Source organism: Blastocatellia bacterium (assembly GCA_016713405.1).
In the GTDB taxonomy this organism is placed as follows: Bacteria; Acidobacteriota; Blastocatellia; order Chloracidobacteriales; family JADJPF01; genus JADJPF01.
Genome location: JADJPF010000020.1, coordinates 53,243 through 71,769, shown reverse-complemented (window position 1 = coordinate 71,769; position 18,527 = coordinate 53,243). Strand labels below are relative to the sequence as shown.

The 18,527-nt window shown below is 35.9% G+C and carries 17 protein-coding genes and 3 pseudogenes; 9 read left to right on the top strand and 11 right to left on the bottom strand.

The genetic code is table 11. The features are described from left to right. Position 1 precedes the first annotated feature (1 nt). The 9 genes and pseudogenes from IPK14_18595 to IPK14_18555 form a co-directional block, all read right to left on the bottom strand. Positions 2-1,293 (bottom strand): annotated as a pseudogene (locus tag IPK14_18595) (Ni/Fe hydrogenase subunit alpha). Next, positions 1,283-2,053 (bottom strand): oxidoreductase, encoded by a 771-nt coding sequence (locus IPK14_18590; protein MBK7995306.1) that lies wholly within the window; start codon positions 2,051-2,053, stop codon positions 1,283-1,285. Before IPK14_18590 ends, IPK14_18595 begins: the two are co-directional and overlap by 11 nt. A gap of 1 nt (position 2,054) precedes the next feature. Continuing rightward, positions 2,055-2,891: an FAD/NAD(P)-binding protein gene (locus tag IPK14_18585; GenBank protein ID MBK7995305.1), complete on the bottom strand. Its 837-nt coding sequence runs from the start codon at positions 2,889-2,891 to the stop codon at positions 2,055-2,057. A gap of 15 nt (positions 2,892-2,906) precedes the next feature. Next, positions 2,907-3,368 (bottom strand): cyclic nucleotide-binding domain-containing protein, encoded by a 462-nt coding sequence (locus tag IPK14_18580; protein MBK7995304.1) that lies wholly within the window; start codon positions 3,366-3,368, stop codon positions 2,907-2,909. Next, a complete protein-coding gene (locus IPK14_18575; protein ID MBK7995303.1) occupies positions 3,368-4,498 on the bottom strand; it encodes a 4Fe-4S dicluster domain-containing protein in 1,131 nt (376 codons plus the stop codon). The genes IPK14_18580 and IPK14_18575 overlap by 1 nt, the downstream gene beginning before the upstream one ends. 174 nt (positions 4,499-4,672) lie before the next feature. Further along, the gene (locus tag IPK14_18570) at positions 4,673-5,809 is read right to left on the bottom strand and encodes a PD40 domain-containing protein (GenBank protein MBK7995302.1); all 1,137 of its coding nucleotides are present in this window, start codon (positions 5,807-5,809) and stop codon (positions 4,673-4,675) included. Between the two features lie 189 nt (positions 5,810-5,998). Next, positions 5,999-6,298, bottom strand: a complete 300-nt coding sequence (locus IPK14_18565; GenBank protein ID MBK7995301.1) for a zinc ribbon domain-containing protein — start codon at positions 6,296-6,298, stop codon at positions 5,999-6,001. Between the two features lie 116 nt (positions 6,299-6,414). Further along, on the bottom strand, positions 6,415-6,984 hold the full coding sequence (locus tag IPK14_18560) for a Uma2 family endonuclease (GenBank protein MBK7995300.1): 570 nt from the start codon (positions 6,982-6,984) through the stop codon (positions 6,415-6,417). A gap of 154 nt (positions 6,985-7,138) precedes the next feature. After that, positions 7,139-9,256: a dehydrogenase E1 component subunit alpha/beta gene (locus IPK14_18555; GenBank protein MBK7995299.1), complete on the bottom strand. Its 2,118-nt coding sequence runs from the start codon at positions 9,254-9,256 to the stop codon at positions 7,139-7,141. A 325-nt stretch (positions 9,257-9,581) separates the two neighbouring features. On the opposite strand from IPK14_18555, the pseudogene IPK14_18550 reads away from it, so the two are divergent. From IPK14_18550 to IPK14_18525, 6 genes and pseudogenes are all read left to right on the top strand, one after another. Then, positions 9,582-11,200, top strand: a pseudogene (locus tag IPK14_18550) (SAM-dependent DNA methyltransferase). Between the two features lie 47 nt (positions 11,201-11,247). After that, the gene (locus IPK14_18545) at positions 11,248-11,592 is read left to right on the top strand and encodes a XisI protein (protein ID MBK7995298.1); all 345 of its coding nucleotides are present in this window, start codon (positions 11,248-11,250) and stop codon (positions 11,590-11,592) included. 17 nt (positions 11,593-11,609) lie between these two features. Continuing rightward, the gene (locus IPK14_18540; protein MBK7995297.1) at positions 11,610-11,792 is read left to right on the top strand and encodes a hypothetical protein; all 183 of its coding nucleotides are present in this window, start codon (positions 11,610-11,612) and stop codon (positions 11,790-11,792) included. 211 nt (positions 11,793-12,003) lie between these two features. Further along, positions 12,004-12,339: a restriction endonuclease subunit S gene (locus IPK14_18535; GenBank protein ID MBK7995296.1), complete on the top strand. Its 336-nt coding sequence runs from the start codon at positions 12,004-12,006 to the stop codon at positions 12,337-12,339. Between the two features lie 411 nt (positions 12,340-12,750). Further along, positions 12,751-13,323 (top strand): Uma2 family endonuclease, encoded by a 573-nt coding sequence (locus IPK14_18530; protein MBK7995295.1) that lies wholly within the window; start codon positions 12,751-12,753, stop codon positions 13,321-13,323. Positions 13,324-13,355: 32 nt separating this feature from the next. Beyond that, the gene (locus IPK14_18525) at positions 13,356-13,928 is read left to right on the top strand and encodes a Uma2 family endonuclease (protein ID MBK7995294.1); all 573 of its coding nucleotides are present in this window, start codon (positions 13,356-13,358) and stop codon (positions 13,926-13,928) included. Here the strand turns inward: IPK14_18525 and IPK14_18520 are convergent. Both IPK14_18520 and IPK14_18515 read right to left on the bottom strand, forming a co-directional pair. Beyond that, the gene (locus IPK14_18520; protein MBK7995293.1) at positions 13,925-14,326 is read right to left on the bottom strand and encodes a type II toxin-antitoxin system VapC family toxin; all 402 of its coding nucleotides are present in this window, start codon (positions 14,324-14,326) and stop codon (positions 13,925-13,927) included. The two genes, IPK14_18525 and IPK14_18520, sit on opposite strands and share 4 nt — an antisense overlap. Further along, positions 14,326-14,532 (bottom strand): hypothetical protein, encoded by a 207-nt coding sequence (locus tag IPK14_18515; protein MBK7995292.1) that lies wholly within the window; start codon positions 14,530-14,532, stop codon positions 14,326-14,328. Before IPK14_18515 ends, IPK14_18520 begins: the two co-directional genes overlap by 1 nt. Before the next feature lie 107 nt (positions 14,533-14,639). On the opposite strand from IPK14_18515, the pseudogene IPK14_18510 reads away from it, so the two are divergent. The 3 genes and pseudogenes from IPK14_18510 (at position 14,640) to IPK14_18500 (ending at position 18,467) form a co-directional block, all read left to right on the top strand. Continuing rightward, positions 14,640-17,822: pseudogene (locus IPK14_18510) on the top strand (type I restriction endonuclease subunit R). Positions 17,823-17,867: 45 nt separating this feature from the next. Next, entirely contained in the window at positions 17,868-18,068 is a 201-nt protein-coding gene (locus IPK14_18505) for a DUF104 domain-containing protein (GenBank protein ID MBK7995291.1), read from the top strand. Between the two features lie 6 nt (positions 18,069-18,074). Continuing rightward, positions 18,075-18,467 carry a retroviral-like aspartic protease gene (locus IPK14_18500; protein ID MBK7995290.1) on the top strand — a complete coding sequence of 131 codons (393 nt, stop codon included), beginning with the start codon at positions 18,075-18,077 and terminating at the stop codon, positions 18,465-18,467. Positions 18,468-18,527: the final 60 nt, after the last annotated feature.

The following is an 18,527-nucleotide window of genomic DNA, read 5'->3' as shown; positions in this document are numbered from 1 at the left end:
GTTATTGTTTGTCTAGCGTTAGTTTTAGGAAATGTGTAGCGCAAGAGATACAAGGGTCATAGTTGCGAACAGCTTGTTCACAATGCCAAGTCAATTCTTCTTCAGTCATTGACAAATATTTTGGCACAAATTCTTGCAAATCTTTTTCAATCGTCCTTTGATTTTGGGATGTTGGAGGAACTATTTTTGCGTCTAAAATTAAACCTTCATCGTCAATCTGATAACGATGATAAATTGTCCTCTAGGTGCTTCTGTGCAACCATAGCCGGTTGAGGCTTTAGGCTCTATTTTTACAGCCGCTTTTTCAGGCATTTCATATTGCTGAATAATACGTAATGCTTCATCAAAGGCATAAAATATTTCTAGGCTACGAATAACAATGCTTTGAAAAGGATTATTGCAGTTTCTTGACAATCCGACTTCAACAGCAAGTTCTTTAGTTGCTTGAGATAGTTGGTCAAAATTTAGGTTATAACGCGCCAGCGGCCCAACAAAATAATTACTTCCATCTTTTGTTAAAACAGAATGTAGCGCGTTAGAATGCTTAACATGCTGTTCTGTAAAATGCTGGTCATATTCATTAATTGCAATATTTAGCCCATCGCTAGAAATTATTCTACCTTCATTAAAAGGATATTCTTGATCGTGATGTAGCGAGACATAGTTATATTTTTGGTCAAAATCAAAGAAATTAAATTTTGCTACCCACTTTACTGTTTCAACCGCAATATCTCTAGCCGTTTTAAGTTTTTCCCCAAGTGCTAATAACTCTTTTTTAGTAGGGACTTTATAAAAACCTCCAACCTTAACATTGATTGGATGAATTTCTCGGCCACCAATTAATTTAACTATGTCATTGCCTGCTTTTTTCATTTGCAGACCATTTTTAACAATATCTGGGAAATCCTTTGCCATATGAATAGAGCTTTGATAGCCCAGAAAATCCGGTGCGTGCAACATATAAACATGCAAAGTGTGGCTTTCAATCCATTCACCACAATAAAGCAAGCGTCTTAATTCTCGTAGTTGGCCTTCAACCTTAACGCCAAGCCCGTCTTCCATTGCATGTACCGCGCTCATTTGATAGGCAACCGGACAGATTCCACAAATTCGAGCCGTAATGTCTGGAACGTCAGTAAATTGACGACCTCTTAGAAATGCTTCAAAAAATCTAGGTGGCTCAAAGATTTTTAGCTGAACATCTACAACTTTTTCATCTCTAACCTTGATGTACAGGCCGCCTTCGCCCTCTACACGTGCTAAATAGTCTACTTTTATTGTTTTATTGTTCATGGCGGGTACTCTCCTTTAGAAAATCAGGAGTATAGGCATTGTAACTACGAAATAGCTTCATAATATCTTGGTTTTTTACTCCTAATTGATAAAGCTTATTGCTTAAGGAATTAGTGTTAGTGTTTTCTTTAGCACCATAACAACCAAAACAGCCGCGAGTGTAAGACGGGCATAAAGCCCCGCAACCAGCGTGCGTTACCGGCCCAAGGCAGGCTGTCCCGTGACTAACCATCACACATACGTTTCCTGCTAATTTGCATTCTAAACAAACGCTATGAGCAAAAACATTAGGCTTACGTCCCTTTAGAAACGCGCTAATTACTTCTAAAAGCTGCTCTTTGTTTATTGGACAGCCATGCAACTCAAAATCTACTTTTACATGGTCAGCAATAGCCGTAGATTTATCTAATGTAGAAATATAGTCAGGTGTAGCATAAACAATTGAAATAAAATCTTTTACAGACTTAAAATTTTTTAATGCTTGAATCCCACCTGCTGTTGCACAAGCTCCAATGGTGATTAAATATTTAGAGATTTTTCTGACTTCTTTAATTCGTTCTAAGTCGTGTGGTGTGGTGATTGAGCCTTCAACTAATGAAAGGTCATAAGGCCCGTCTATAACTTCGCGTGAAGCTTCAGGAAAATTAGCAATTTCTATTTTGCTTGCTACCGTTAAAAGCTCGTCTTCACAATCCAACAAGCTTAGTTGGCAACCATCACAAGAAGAAAATTTCCACACAGCTAGTTTTGGCTTAGACATCTTAAACCTCTCTAAGTTCTAAATATTTCTGCATTTCTTGGTAGGTATAAACCGGGCCATTTTTACAAATAAAAGTTCCAGCTAATTGGCAATGTCCACAAAACCCTATAGCACATTTCATATTTCTTTCCATAGAAATAAAAATGTCTTCAAATTTCATCCCGTGATCTTTAAGCTTTAGCCCAACAAAACGCATCATTATTTCCGGGCCACAAATCATGGCTATAGAATTATTCGCATCAAATTTTGCTTTAGCAATTAAGTTTGTTACTACGCCAACTTGACCTTGCCAATTGTTCTTTGTCCTATCAACTCGATCAACAGTTGTGTAAACGTCTAGCTTTTTGCTCCATTCCTGATATTCAGACATAAAGATTTGGTCTTCAGGAGTTCTTGCACCGTAAAGCAATGATACTTGCCCGTAATCTTCACGATGAGCCATTAAGTAATAAAGCACTGGACGAAGTGGAGCCAGTCCTATACCGCCAACTATTACTAAAACATCTTTTCCCTTAGCTGATTCTATAGGCCAACTGCTACCAAACGGGCCCCGCACGCCTATTAAATCACCTGCTTGCAAGTTTTGCATTGCTTTAGTCACTGTTCCAACAGCGCGAATTGTATGCACAATAGGCAAAGCCCTTTCGCTATCACCACTAATAGAAATTGCTACCTCTCCCATACCAAATAAATAGAGCATATTAAATTGACCTGGCAGAAATCGAAAATTTCCTTCAGGATCTAGCGGCAGTAACTCAAAAGTAAAAGTGTCCTGGTTTTCATTTACTTTATTTTTAATTCGGTATTGAACTGGTAGCATTGGGTCAACTGTTTGCATAGCGTTCCTTTTTTTCTAATGGACTCGGTAAACGTCTAAAAGCTGCAATTGTGTTGCTTGTAGGCGTTGCACAATAATTTGGGTAAATCGCTTCATCAGTTCATAGCCTAAAGCTTTATTATTTTCGCATTTATCCCTAATACATTTTCCATCTATTGCTAATGCTCTAATAGGTGTTAAAGCTTGTGCGTCAAAGTGCCAGCGGTAAGGCGAAATTAGCCAAGACCATCCTAACACCTCGCCAGCATCTACTGTGTGAACCGTGATCGCCCCTAAATTAGAAGCATAAATATCAACTGTTGCTTTTCCTTCCCTAATTAAATAGAAAGTGTCAGCCTGTTTTCCTTCTCTAAGTAAAAATTCTCCTTCCTTAAATCTAACATTTTTAGTACAACCAACAATTAGAGCTAGGTATTCTGGCTCTAGGTCAGCAAATAATGGGTGTTTGGCTAAAATTGGTTCAAGATTTTGTATCATTAGAGTTTCTTCCTTTGGTCTTCTTGACGAATAATTTTTGCTTGTTCTGTAATGTCTATTCCTACTGGACACCAACTAATGCAGCGTCCACAACCAACACAACCAAGTGTGTCAAACTGCTCCATCCAACTAGAAAGTTTATGTGTCATCCACTGTCGATAACGTGATTTAGTAGAACTTCTAACGCTACCACCATGAATATAAGAAAAATCTAAGGTAAAACAAGAATCCCAATTGCGCCAACGCTCTGCAATTTCTCCTGTTAAATCTGTTGTATCTTGTACAGAGGTACAAAAACAAGTTGGACAAACCATTGTACAATTAGCACAGGTTAAACACCGGCTAGCTACCTCATCCCAGCTAGCATTTTCATAACTATGAGAAATTATTTCTGCTAAATTATTGGTGTCTAGCTTTCGTCCCATTTGATTAATTGTATGTTCTGTAATATTTTGTGCAAGTTCTTGATCTTCTAAACTTGCTTCTTTATAAGAAATATTTTCTAATATAGCTTTACCTTTTTCTGTACCTATTTCTACTAAAAATTTATGCTCTTTTTCTGTTGCAATTTCTGTTAAAGCTAAGTCAAAATTGCTTTCTGCCTTTGGCCCTGTATTCATAGAGACACAAAAACAAGTGTTTACTGCTCTAGCACAATTTACGGCTAGAATGAAAAGGTCTTTGCGACGTTCTGCATAAATTGGATCTACAAACTTGTCTTTAAGAAAGATCCGGTCTTGAATCAAAATTGCATTTAATTCACAAGAGCGCACACCAATAAAAGCTAATTTACCGCTAAATTTATTTTCACTTACAAACTGCATTTCCTGATTACTTTTTTTAGTAATTTGCCAAAGCTTTATTTTAGGCGGATGCAAATATTTTTTCCAAGAATTTGCTGCTACTGTATAACTAAAAAATGTTTTTTCAGAATGCTTTTTTAAGCGATAAAATCCGCCTTCTTGCTCATCTATCCATCCTATAGGCATTTCATCAACTTTTGTTATCTCATCGTAAATAACTGTATTATCTTTAATTGTTGGAGCAAACGTCTGATAACCTTGCAAAATAAGATTATCTATTAATTGTTGAAAATGCTCTGTTTGGATAATTATAGCTTGGTTTTGCATAATGATTTTCTCTCTAACATCAAACAATTAAAAAAACGCAATTTTTTGATAAATTTTAATATCGGCAATTGGTGTGCCATATTTATGGAGATGTTTTTTGCCTCCTTGGGATGTTAACCCAAGAAGGCAAGTGATTGCCAAGAAACATAAATCCTAAAGTCCAGAATCAATAAATTATTCTACCCAATCAGCAACAAAGACGTTTGTTTCGCCTCTTGCTTTAGCATTGCGATTTGATGCCCAAACCAGCTTTTTGCCATCAGGGCTAAACATTGGAAAACCATCAAAACCAGGTGAATAAGTGATGCGTTTCATATTGCTGCCGTCTTCAGCACTTACAACAAATAAATCAAAATTACGCGCTTTAGGGTCTAAATCCGCATGGTTTGAGGAAAAAATAACTCTTTGTCCATCAGGGGTAAAGAATGGACAGAAGTTTGCTTTGCCAATGGTGGTTAGTTGGCGTTTTTCGCTTCCATCAGCATTCATAATGAAAATTTCCATTTTGCTAGGTTTTACTAGATTTTTTTTCAGCAAGTCTTGATATTGTGTTAGTTCATCACCGGTTGGATGATAGGCACGATAAACTAGCTGTTTTCCATCTGGAGAAAAGAACGCGCCACCATCATAGCCAGGATCGTCCGTTAGTCTTTTAACATTTGACCCATCAGCATCCATTATATAAAGATCTAAGTCTCCATCTCTAGTTGAGGTAAAAACTATTTTTTTGCCATCTGGGGAAATAGTCGCCTCTGCATCATAGCCCGAAGATTTAGCTAAAGGTTTTAGGTCTGAGCCATCAGGATTTGCAACATAAATATCATAATCAGGATTTATAGGCCAAACATAACCCTGGGAGAAGTCTGGCGGAGGTGGACAGTCAGCCTTTGCAGCGTGTGTTGAAGCAAAAAGGATTTTTTTGCCATCTGGGAAGAAATAAGAACAAGTTGTTCTACCCTTTCCTGTGCTAACAAGCTTCATTTCTTTGCTATCTTCAACATTGATTGTAAAAATTTGGTCACATTTATAATCGCCGTGAGTAGATTGTAAAATTAGCTGTTTACCATCTGCACTCCAATAAGCTTCAGCATTTTCACCACCAAAAGTAAGTTGTTTAATATTAGCTAAATGTGTTTCTTCAGCATAGGTTAAGCCCCCTTCAGGCGGTTGGCCGCTTGTTGCTGTGGGGCTTGGTGTTGAGTCAGGTGCTGGGGTGTTGCCCGCAGTTTTGTTTGGTTCTGTTTGATTACAAGCAACTGCAATAAAGGCAAAAATTGCAAATAAAGCAAATAATAGTAAGTTTTTTTTCATAAAACCTCAGTATAAGATTTTTAGGGTTAAATAATGACGAAACCCAATAATAATTATTTTTGGCAGGCTAATAATTATTATTGGGTTTTAATTTTAATTAAACAAGTTTTACCAGCAAAATAGCCTAGAGATCTCTAGGCTATTTTTAATTTCCAAATAAAATTATCAAAATTCTATGCTTTAGCTTGATTAATTGTCGGTGCTAGCCGCACATGCTCCGGCTCCGCATCCGCCACCAGTTGTTGCACAAGGCGTTTCAGCTTTGGTTTCAGTTTTGGTTTCAGTCTTGGTTTCAGACCTGCTACTACTTTTCTTTGAGTAGTCTGTTAAATACCAGCCAGAACCTTTTAATGAAAAACTGGATTGAGAAAGCAATTTATTTAATTTGCCGTCGCATCTTTCACAGCTTGTTAATGGAGCATCAGAAAATTTTTGAATTTTCTCGATTATTACACCGCATTTTTCGCATTGATATTCGTAAATCGGCATTGTCAAACCTCCTGAAAAGCCGAAAAATTGAAAAATTAATTTTTATAGTCAGATGCTCTTAATTTAGCATAAGCTCTCTATTTATGTCAAAAGCCAAGGCTTAGTATTAGTTCTTGTTAACTAAATTGCACTCTTGAGTAAGTGCGTTGCAAAGATAATCTACAATTGATAAAAGGTAGCTCTATAAACTCATCTAAGTTGCTAAATGATTGACTTGTCCAAGTGTTGTCTGGCTGTCTAGTTAATAAAGTAGCAAATACCTGATTTTGTGCTACTAGCAAATAATACCTAAGAGTGTCAATTTGTTGGTATTCTCTAAATTTTCCTTCTTGGTCAAAGCTAGCTGTTGATCTGGACAATACTTCTACTATCAAAACAGGATTAGTTAAACTTTCTAAACCACTAATAATTTCACAAGTTGCCTCACAAGCAACCACAACATCAGGATAACGATATATTCTATTTAGCGTTTTAGTTCGCATATCGTTGATAAGCGATTCGCAACTAGTTCCTTCAAGTTGTTGAGCTAATTGGAGGTTAATAGCATTTGCTATACGGTTATGGCGAAGACTAGAACCAGACATAGCAAATATTTCACCATAAACATATTCATGTCTAATATCTGAATTTTTTTCTATTTCAAAATATTCTTCTATTGAATAAAATTTTTTAGGGTTTCTTGCCATTGTTTTTCCCTAGTCTTTAGTTGTTATTATTTTAACAGTAGAGAAATTCTTTGTATTCTAAAAAAGCCAGTATCTATTAACTTTAATAGGTACTGGCTTAATTATAGTTTATAGCTTCTGTAGTTTTATATGCGTAGGGCTTTAACCTATGCTACTAATACCTGTAAAGCTCGTTTATTGCCTTGGCGATGTCGCTAATTTGCGGCAATATTCTTTCTTCTAGCTCAGGAGCATAAGCAACAAAAGTGTCCATTGCTGCTACTCTCATTACTGGCCCATCTAAATATTCAAAGAGTTCTGAGCCAATTCTAGCCGCAATTTCAGCCCCATAACCCCAAGATAAACAATCTTCATGGACTACTAAAACCTTGTTGGTTTTCTTTACTGATGCTTCAATTGCAGGCCAATCATATGGGCTAAGTGTACGTAGATCAATAATTTCTACCTCAATACCTCGTTCTGCTGCTTCACGCGAGGCTACAACAGAATGCTGAACATTTGCACCATAAGTAATAATCGTTAAGTCTCGCCCTTCTCTAACTGTACGAGCTTTTCCAAATGGAATCATATAGTTAGGGCCAGGGTATTCTGACTTGTTATAAGTTTGACGATAAAGATGTTTATGCTCTAAGAATAAAACTGGATCATCTGATCTAATTGCTGTGCGAAGTAGTCCATTAGCGTCTAGTGCGTTAGAAGGAAATACTACTCTTAAACCTGGAATATGTGTAAAAGTCGTTTCTCCACATTGGCTATGATAAACCGCACCACCTTTTAAGTAACCGCCAATCGGGACGCGAAGCACAGCAGAACAAGAAAAAGCGTTGTTGGAACGCCAGCGCAATACAGCCAACTCATTACGTATTTGCATCATAGCAGGCCAGATATAATCAAAAAACTGAATTTCAACAACAGGCTTTAGCCCACGTGTTGCCATTCCTATTGCACGACCAACAATGTTAGCTTCGGCTAACGGAGAATTAAAAACCCTCATGCCACCATAGCGACGTTGCAACCCGGCAGTCACCTTAAACACTCCGCCTTTGCCTTTAACTTGTTCTAAATATTCTTCTTTGGAGCAATCTGCAACATCTTCGCCAAAAACTACAATTCTTGGGTCTTTAGCCATTTCATCACGAAGACAATAATTAATTAAATCTACTACTGTGCCTGGTGTTCCTCCTGCTAGTTCTGCTGGTGTAGAAAATGCTTCTGAAGTAGGGTCAACATCTGGCGAGTAAACATAATTAGCGGCAGTGTCTTTAGTTGGCTGAGGGCTGCTTAATGCTACATCTGCGGCCCTGTTTACCTCATCATCTACACTTTGCTTTAATTCTGTAAGTTCTTTTTCTGTTAAGATTTTTTCATCTAACAAAAATTGTGCAAATGTTTTTACTGGATCACGTTTTTCTTCTTCGCTACGTTCAGAAGGTGGTTTATAAAGCTTTTCTTCGTCGGATAATGAGTGGGAATAAGGTCTGATTACATGAGCGTGTACTAGGGCCGGGCCTCGTCGCATACGGCAATAAGTTACTGCTTCTCTTAGAACTTGATAGCTTGCAATAGGGTCTGTTCCGTCTACTTCCTTAATAAATAAATTAGGATAGCCAACTAGCAATTTTGAAATGCTTCCGCCAGCAGTTTGTACTTCTTTTGGTACTGAAATAGCATAACCATTGTCTTCTACCAAATAAAGAACAGGCAATTTTAAGTTACAAGCTGTGTTTAGCGACTCAAAAAATTCTCCTTGGCTAGTTGTACCATCGCCAGTTGAAACATAAATAACTTCATCTTGCTTAAATTGATTTGCACGGTCAGCAAAATTGTCCTTAAAAGCGTTGTAATAACGGCCTGCTTCAGCACAACCAACAGCTTGAAGAAACTGTGTTCCAGTAGGGCTAGATTTAGACACTATATTTAAGTCTTTATGTCCCCAATGTGAAGGCATTTGACGACCACCAGAGTTAGGATCTGCTTCTGCGCCAACTGCTGATTGCAACATTTCTGTTGCAGTCATTCCAAGCTGTAAGGCTAAAGCACGATCTCGATAATAGGCATAAAACCAATCATAACCAGGTTTTAAGACTAGACCAGCGGCTACAAGTATTGCTTCATGGCCTGCACCGCTAATTTGAAAAAATATTTTGTTCTGGCTCTTTAATTGTATTTCTTTATCATCAAGACGACGGGAAAGATAAATATTTCTATAGATGCCAATTAGGGTTTGACGATCCAACCCAGCGTATTTTGAAAGGGCGACTTCTGCGCTCATTTATTCCTCCAACGCTACTTAATTATTGTAGTTAAATGTAGTTAAAAAAAAGCTAATAATAATAATAGGTGCAACTGCCAACAATAGCACCTATAGCGACACTTGTTCAAGTCTTTAACCCAAAAGTCAAAATGTAAGTAATACAAAAGTAATACAAATAAATCCTAAATGGTTGTTGATGAGCTTTGCATTTTGGCTTGAACCAACCATTAATAAAATACATAATAACCCCTCTTAAATAGACGACTTTAACCCTATTAAAACTAATCGTGTAATATTGACTATTGTTTTAAGGTTCTAAATCTCAATAACAAAGGCTAGAACGATGGAAAACCAACCTTCTTTATTTGATAGTTTTACTGAATTAAAACCACAAGAACCTAAGGCTAAAAATAATTTAGCTGACTTGGAGAAAAAGCTTTGGAGCCTTGCCGATCAGCTTCGTGCTAACTCTAATCTAAAATCTGCTGAATATTCTATTCCTGTGCTTGGGCTAATTTTTCTTAAGTATGCAGACTATAAATTTTCTAAAGTTGAAAAAGAATTAGCTGGTAAAACTAGCGGTAGGCGGCAAATAGGCAAGACTGATTATCAAGCTAGCGGGGTTTTGTATCTGCCAACGGAAGCCCGTTTTTCTAAGCTAATTGAGCTACCAGAAGACCGCGATATTGCTTTAGCCATCAATCAAGCAATGAAGCTCATTGAAGCAGAAAATGAAGACCTTAAAGGTGTTTTACCTCAAAATTATGCGATTTTAGAGAAAAGTACAATCCTAGAGCTATTAAAGCTAATAAACTCAATTCCTACAGATATTGAGGGAGACGCTTTTGGTAAAATTTATGAATATTTTCTGGGTAGTTTTGCTATGTCTGAAGGTCAAAAAGGCGGGGAATTTTTCACGCCTACATCAATAGTAAAGCTAATTGTAGAAATCATAGAGCCTTTTCATGGCAAGATTCTTGACCCTGCTTGTGGTTCAGGCGGCATGTTTGTCCAAAGTGCAAATTTTGTTGAAAACCATAAGAAAGACCCTAATGCAGAGATTTCTATTTATGGACAAGAAAAAGTTGGTGAAACTGTTAGGCTATGTAAGATGAACTTGGCTGTTCATGGGCTTTCTGGCGATGTTAAAGAAGCTATTAGCTACTATGACGACCCTCACAAAGCTGTAGGCGAATTTGATTTTGTAATGGCTAACCCTCCATTTAATGTTAATTCCGTAGATAAAACTAAGCTTAAAGACGATAGCAAACGCTTTCCTTTAGGAATGCCTAGCGTAGATAACGCTAACTATCTTTGGATACAAATTTTTTACAGTGCCTTAAATGAGCGTGGCCGAGCCGGTTTTGTAATGGCTAATTCTGCCTCTGATGCTCGTAGTTCTGAAGCTACGCTTAGGCAAAAACTAGTAGAAGCTGGCGTAGTTGATGTAATGGTGTCAGTTGGCTCTAATTTCTTTTACACGGTTACTTTGCCTTGTACGCTTTGGTTTTTAGACAAAGGCAAGCGCGACACTGCACGCAAAGACAAAGTTTTATTTATTGATGCACGAGCAATTTATAAGCAAATTGACCGCGCCCATCGGGAATTTACTGATGAGCAAGTAGAATTTCTAGCAAACATTGTCCGACTTTATCGAGGCGAAGAAATCGAAAACCAACAAAACACTAAAGAAATGCTGCTAGAAAAATTCCCTAGTAATATTTATGTAGATATTGCAGGGCTTTGCAGAGTAGCAACCATTGATGAAATCGCAGCGCAAGGTTGGAGCTTAAACCCTGGGCGTTATGTAGGAGTAACAGAAAAAAGTGCGGAAGATTTTGATTTTAAGGCGCGGCTTACAGAGTTAAACGAAGAGCTAGAAAGCCTTAACCTAGAAGCACATGAGAGCTAGAAACACAAATAGCGGACAACATTGGTAAACTGCTAGAGCAAATGGAATAATAGATAAAATATTAATTTTTAATCCTCAAAAAGAAGAAAATAGTTTTATGGACAAACTAGAGAACTACCGTAAAGTATTGCAGGATATAATATTAAACTATGCACAATATAAACCTAGTCATGGACATTTAGAAACTATTCCTGTTTGCGACACAGCACGCGACGAGTATTTGTTATTAGTTGTAGGTTGGGATAAACCAGGCAGAGTTCATGATGTTACTATTCACACAAGAATAAGGGACGGAAAAGTTTTAATAGAGTGGGATGGAATAGAACAAGGTATAGTTCAAGATATGATTGAAGCAGGTATTCCTGAAGAAGATATAAAATTTGTGTCTTATTCAGATTATGTAAAAGAAAATGAACAAGTTAAAGATGTTGCTGTTGCATAACAAGGATTAAAATAAAAATGAGCAAAGATTGGGAAAAAGTAAAATTAGATGAAATATGTGTTTTAAACCAGTCAAATACAGGGAATAAATTTTCTTTTGATGAAATAGAATATATTGATATTTCCTCTGTTGGGGAGGGAGTTTTACTTGATACCCAAAAAATGTTTTTTAAGGATGCTAAGCCAAAACTGATTAGTTAGAAATGGTAGTACAGTTTGTGAACTGTAAGACCAAATAGAAGATCTTTTCTATGCAAAAATCCTAAACCAAATGTTATTGTTTCAACAGGATTTGCTGTTTTAAGACATTATAGATAAATATTTTTTATTTAAGTACTAAGTTATAAAATCAAAGTTTACTTGAGACTACTTGATCTGCTAAAGGTGCTCATATCCTGCTGTTGATACAGAAATAATTAAACGTGCTGACATTATAGTTCCTCCACTCCCAACCCAACGCCGCATTGCCGCGATTCTTTCGGCCTACGATGAGCTAATAGAAAACAACTCGCGCCGCATCAAGATCTTAGAAGAAATGGCGCGGATGATTTACCAAGAGTGGTTTGTTAAGTTTCGCTTTCCTGGACACGAGCAAGCAAAGTTCGTTGAGTCGCCGCTTGGGATGATTCCGGCTGGGTGGGAGGTGAAAAACTTGGAGAAGTTGTTTCTCTTGAATTATGGCAAAGATTTGGAGCAGATCAAAGAGACATATCAAAATATCTTGTTTATGGCTCAAGGGGATTGTTAGAATTGGAATAATATTTGGTATGTAAAAAGCTAAGAATTATAGTTGGTCGAAAGGTAATTTTGAAAGCTTTTTTGTTGATTGATATAATTGGTCCTGTAGATTACCTTTTTATGTTAAAACCAAAATATCACTAAAATATGTTTTTTTTAATGTTCAAACACATAACTTTATAAAAATGATGCTGCTGTAGTGATTAAATCAAATAAGTTTATTTATTGCCTTTTCTTGTACCAGAATCAAAACTATTAGCTTATTTTGATTCATGAAATTTAGCCAATATTTACTTTTGAAAATTTAAAGAAATCATAACAAAATATTAAAGCAAACCCGCGACATGCTCTTACCTAAGCTAATTTCAGGTGAAATTGATGTGTCAGACTTGGATATTCCAATAGAAGAAAGGTAAAACCAATGTCAGCTAACCCTAAACATTACTACACGTTAGAAGAATATTTTGCATTGGAAAAAGTCGGTCATGCTCGTTATGAATATTGGGATGGCGATATTGTTTGCATGAGTGGCGGAAGTAAAGAACATGCAAGGATTGGGGGAAATATATTTTCTGAACTACACCAGCAACTTAAAGGGCGAAATTGTGAAGCTTTTAATAGTGAAATCCCAATTAATACACCTAATTTTCCACCTTATCGCTATCCAGATGTAAGTGTTGCTTGTGGGGAAAACTTTGAGAAAATATTAGGTATAGATACATTAACTAATCCAGTTGTAGTCTTTGAAGTGCTTTCTGCAAGTACCGAATCAGCGGACAGAGGGCGAAAATTACAAGCGTATAGAGCAATAGAGACTTTGCAAGAATATGTGCTTGTTTCCCAATCACAGCCACAAATTACCCATTATGTTAAACAAGACAATGGAGAGTGGTTTAGCTATGACATAGCAGATTTAACAGCAACAATTTCATTAAATAGCATTAACTGTAGTTTGTTACTAAGTGATATTTATGCAGGGATAAGATTTGATTAAGGAAAATAGCTTATAGAAGAAAGGTGAAATCAATGTCAGCTAATCCTAAACATTACTACACGTTGGAAGAATATTTTGCATTGGAAAAAGTCGGTCATGCTCGCTATGAATATTGGGACGGCGATATTGTTTGCATGAGTGGTGGAAGCCCTGAACATGGGCAAATCGCAGGCAATATTCACGGCGAACTATATGTTCAACTTAAAGGCAGAAGATGTAAATCTTTTATAAGTGAAATCCCAATTAACACACCTAATTTTCCACCTTATCGCTATCCAGATGTAAGTGTTGCTTGTGAGGGAAACTTTGAGAAAATATCAGGAATAGATACACTAACTAATCCTGTTCTAGTGTTTGAAGTGCTTTCTGCAAGTACCGAAGCAGCCGACAGAGGACGAAAATTACAAGCCTATAGAGCAATAGAAACTTTGCAAGAATACTTGCTTGTTTCCCAATCACAGCCACAAATTACCCATTATGTTAAACAAGACAATGGAGAGTGGTTTAGCTATGACATAGCAGATTTAACTGCAACAATTTCATTAAATAGCATTGACTGTAGTTTGTTACTAAGTGATATTTATGCTGGAATAACATTTGATTAAAGAGTTTCAGATATAAGAGTAAGTCCATCAACACCAAGATAATCATTTTTATTATGAGTAAGCAAAGGAAGATCAAATAATAAAGCAGTGGCGGCAACCCAAGCGTCAGAAGTTGATATGGGTTTACCATTACGACGCGCAGAATAGCAGGCTTCAGCCCATTTTAAGCATAATTGCCTATCATAAGGAACAAAAACAAACTTCTTTAAATGTTGCTCCATTTTTTCTTTTCTTGTGTCTCCCCAGTTGCGTTCCAATGTCCAACGATCTAATTCAGCTATAGTCATAAATGAAATTACTAAAATACTTCCTTCTAAATAAGGTTTATACCAATCTCCTCTAGTATCTCCTTTAAATAAAAAGGAAACTAAATCTGTGTCTAATACTACAGTTTTCATTAAATTTTCCCTCTAGTAATTTCTTCTTTTCTCCACTGTTTCAAATTCGTTATAAACTCATCTACAGATTCATCTTCCGGCCAAAAATTTGCTACTGCATCATCAAGTTTTTCTAACGGCATAACCTTTTGTTCTAATATAAGGCTTTCCAGTTTTTTATTTACATCTTCCTTTATTTTTAGAGTTGATTTTTCTATGTTTGTCATTTAATTTTCCTTTCAGGTTTATATTAATTATTTTTTCGCCTATAATTATAACTTATTTATAATTGTTAATACATTTTTATTTCAATTTTTGGATTGGGAAATAGCCTATGACTACAAATAAGCCTTTAGACTTTTCAGAAGATGGAGCAGTTGAACAGCCTACAATAAAGCTTTTTGGTGAGTTGGGCTGGCAAACAATGAATTGCTATAATGAGTTTGCTTCTGGTAAAAGTACATTAGGACGAGAATCTAAAACCGAAGTTGTATTAGTTGAACAGCTAAAGGTTGCAATTATAAAACTTAATCCAAAATTGCCTGCTGAAGCTGTAAATCTAGCTATTGAGGAAATTACCCGCGACCGTAGCGCGATGAATGTCACACAGGCTAACCGCCAAGTTTATTATTTGCTAAAAAATGGTGTAAAAGTTAGCTACCGTGACTCTAAAAATACTCAACAAGAAATTATAGAAATTGTTCAAATAATAGATTGGAAAACTCCAGAAAATAATAACTTTTTTCTAGCTTCTCAATTTTGGGTTGTTGGTGATATGTATAGCCGCCGCGCTGATTTAATAGGCTTTGTAAATGGTCTGCCACTTGTTTTTATTGAGCTAAAAGCAGGCCATAAAAATGTTAAAAATGCTTATGATGATAATTTACAAGATTATAGAAATAATATTCCACAACTCTTTATTTATAATGCGTTTATCATTCTTTCTAATGGATTAAAAAGCTATATTGGCAGCATAAGCGCAGAGTGGGAACATTTTGCTGAGTGGAAGAAAATTAATGAGGAAGGCGAACAAGGCGTTATTTCACTTGAAACAATAGTGCTTGGAACCTGCACTAAAGAACAATTATTAGACCTAGTGGAAAATTTTACTCTTTTTCAATCAGTACGTAATAGTATGGTTAAACTTGTCGCCAAGAATCATCAATATTTGGGCGTAAATCGGGCAATAAAGCCGTTTCCTAATATCAAAAGTGTTGATGGGAAACTAGGTGTTTTTTGGCATACTCAAGGCTCAGGAAAAAGCGTTTCAATGATTTTATTTGCTCAAAAAATACTTAGAAAAATTCCAGGAAATTGGACGTTTTTAATTGTTACTGATAGACAAGAACTAGACACACAAATTTATAAAAACTTTGTTGACGCTGGAGTTATAACCGAACAGCACACACAAGCTAATAGCAGCCAGCACTTAAAAGAATTACTTCAAACTGACCATAGATTTATTTTTACTCTAATTCATAAATTCCGCGCTGACCAAGGGACAAATTACCCAAAGTTAACAGACCGTTCAGACATAATTGTTATTGCTGATGAAGCACATCGGACGCAGTACACCACATTAGCCTTAAATATGAGAAATGGCTTACCAAATGCGGCTTTTATCGCTTCTACAGGCACACCTTTAATTTTTGGCGAAGAAAAAACTAAAGACGTTTTTGGTGATTATGTAAGCGTTTATGATTTTAAGCAGTCAACCGAAGATGGGGCTACAGTTCCGCTTTATTATGAAAATCGGATTCCAGAATTACAGCTAACAAATGAAGAATTAAACGAAGATATAGAAGAGTTGTTGGATTCAGCAATGCTTGATGAAGACCAAGAGTTAAAAATAGAGAAAGAATTTTCTAAGGAATATCATTTAATTACCCGCGAAGATAGACTGGAAAAAGTAGCAGAAGACTTAATAATTCATTTTGCTAATCGAGGTTATAGAGGAAAAGCAATGCTTGTTAGCATTGATAAAGCTACAGCAGTAAAAATGTATGATAAAGTACAGAAATATAAAGAAATTTATCTAAATAAATTAAAAAATAATATAGAAATAGCTAAAGGAGAAGCAAAAGAAGAGTTAATAGAAACAATTAATTATTTGGAAACAACAGATATGGCTGTAATAGTTTCTCAAGCACAAAATGAAGTAGAAGAACTAAAGAAAAAAGGTGCAGACATTACCAAACATCGTAGTAGGTTGATAAATAAAAGTGAAAACTTAGAGGAAAAATTCAAAGATCCTAACGATTCATTGCGGTTAGTTTTTGTTTGTGCAATGTGGATGACGGGTTTTGATGTCCCTTGTTGCTCAACAATTTATCTGGATAAACCTATGCGAAATCACACACTTATGCAAACTATTGCACGAGCAAATAGAGTCTTTCCAGAAAAAACAAACGGGTTAATAGTCGATTACATAGGAGTTTTTAGAGATTTACAAAAAGCTCTAGCAATCTATGGTTCAGGTGCAACAGGTACGCTTGAAGAAGGCGAGTCACCTGCACAAGATAAATCTCAACTTGTTGCAATGCTAAGAAAGGCAGTCGAAAAAACTTTAGATTTTTGCAAAGGGTTAAAAATAGACTTTCAGGAAGTTGTTAACACCGCTACAAAACCGACTAACTACAAATATATCAAATGGTTACAAGATTCTTTGGATGCAATTTTAGTTAATGATAAAACTAGAAAAGAATTTTCCCGACACGCAAACCAAGTTTTAAGGCTTTTCTAAGCAATTTTGCCTGACGTGGCGGCTAATGAATTTTCCCAAACAAGATTTTTTATTAAGCTACTAGCAGATGCAATTGATTCGCAAAAACTTGAGGTAGACATTTCTAAAGTAATAAAAGAGCTAGGAGATTTACTAGACAATTCAATTGCAGCAGAAGGTTATATCATCAATGAAATAACGGCTAGCAGGCTTGTAGACCTTAGCCAGCTTGATTTTGAAGCCTTAAAAGATAAATTTCTTAATAGCAGAAAAAACACAGAACTAGCAAAATTACGTAATACGCTAGAAAAGAAGCTGGCCGAAATGGTACAACTCAATCATAGTAGATTAGATTACTTAAAAAAGCTTGAGGAAATGATAGACGAGTATAATGCAGGTAGCGTAAATGTAGAAGAACAATTTCGCCGTTTACTAGAATTTGCTAAATCATTGCATTATGAGGAACAAAGAACCATTGCAGAAGGGCTTACAGAAGAAGAATTAGCGATTTTTGACTTGCTAACACGGCCTGAAATCAAGCTATCTAAAGCAGAAGAGTCTCAAGTTAAAAAGATTGCCAAAGATTTGCTTGTAAAACTTAAGCAAGAAAAATTAGTCTTAGATTGGCGTAAGCGTCAACAAACTAGGGCTAATGTTAAATTGTGTATAGAAACAACCTTAGATGAATTGCCAGAAAGCTACACCTCAGAATTATATAAACAAAAATGTGAGCAGACTTATCAACATGTTTATGAATTTTATTATGGTGCTGGCAAAAGTGCTTATGCTGCTTGAACCTATGCTAAAATAAGGAAAAGAAAGGGGAAAAGGAAAAAACATATGAAAGTAACAACGTATGAGGCAATAATAGAGAATGGACAAATTAAACTATTGACACCTGTAGAGTTGCCAGAAAAAGCAAAAGTATACGTAATAATCCCAGAGGAGAAAATATTAGATACAGTTTATATAAGAAGTCCAAGATTAGTTGATAAAAGTAAATTAGCAGATTTTCGTAAAGAAATGATAGAGGAACAGTAAAAATAAATGCCAAAATATGATGAAGAACATTTTAGTCCTGCTGCTCCTATAGCAAATGTTATTTTACGTAATCCAGCAACAAAAAATACTATTTCAGACGTTGAAATGTTGGTTGATACAGGTGCTGATATTACTTTAATTCCTAGACTTTATGTTAATAAGCTAAATCTTGAAATAGATTTTTCTCAGTCTTATCAAGTTATAGGTTTTGATGGTAATGCTAGTTTTGCACAATCTGCTTTTGTTGAAATACTTTTGTTGAAAAAGACTTTTAAAGGTCGTTTTTTAATTGCTGAACAAAATCAAGGTGTTTTGGGTAGGGATATTCTTAATTTGTTATCTTTAGTTTTTGATAGGCCTAATTTATTTTGGGAAGAACGCAAATTTTTTTCTAATTAAGTATAAATAAATGTTTTTTGTAGTGGACTTGAAATGTCGGCTTGTCAAGACTCACCAAAC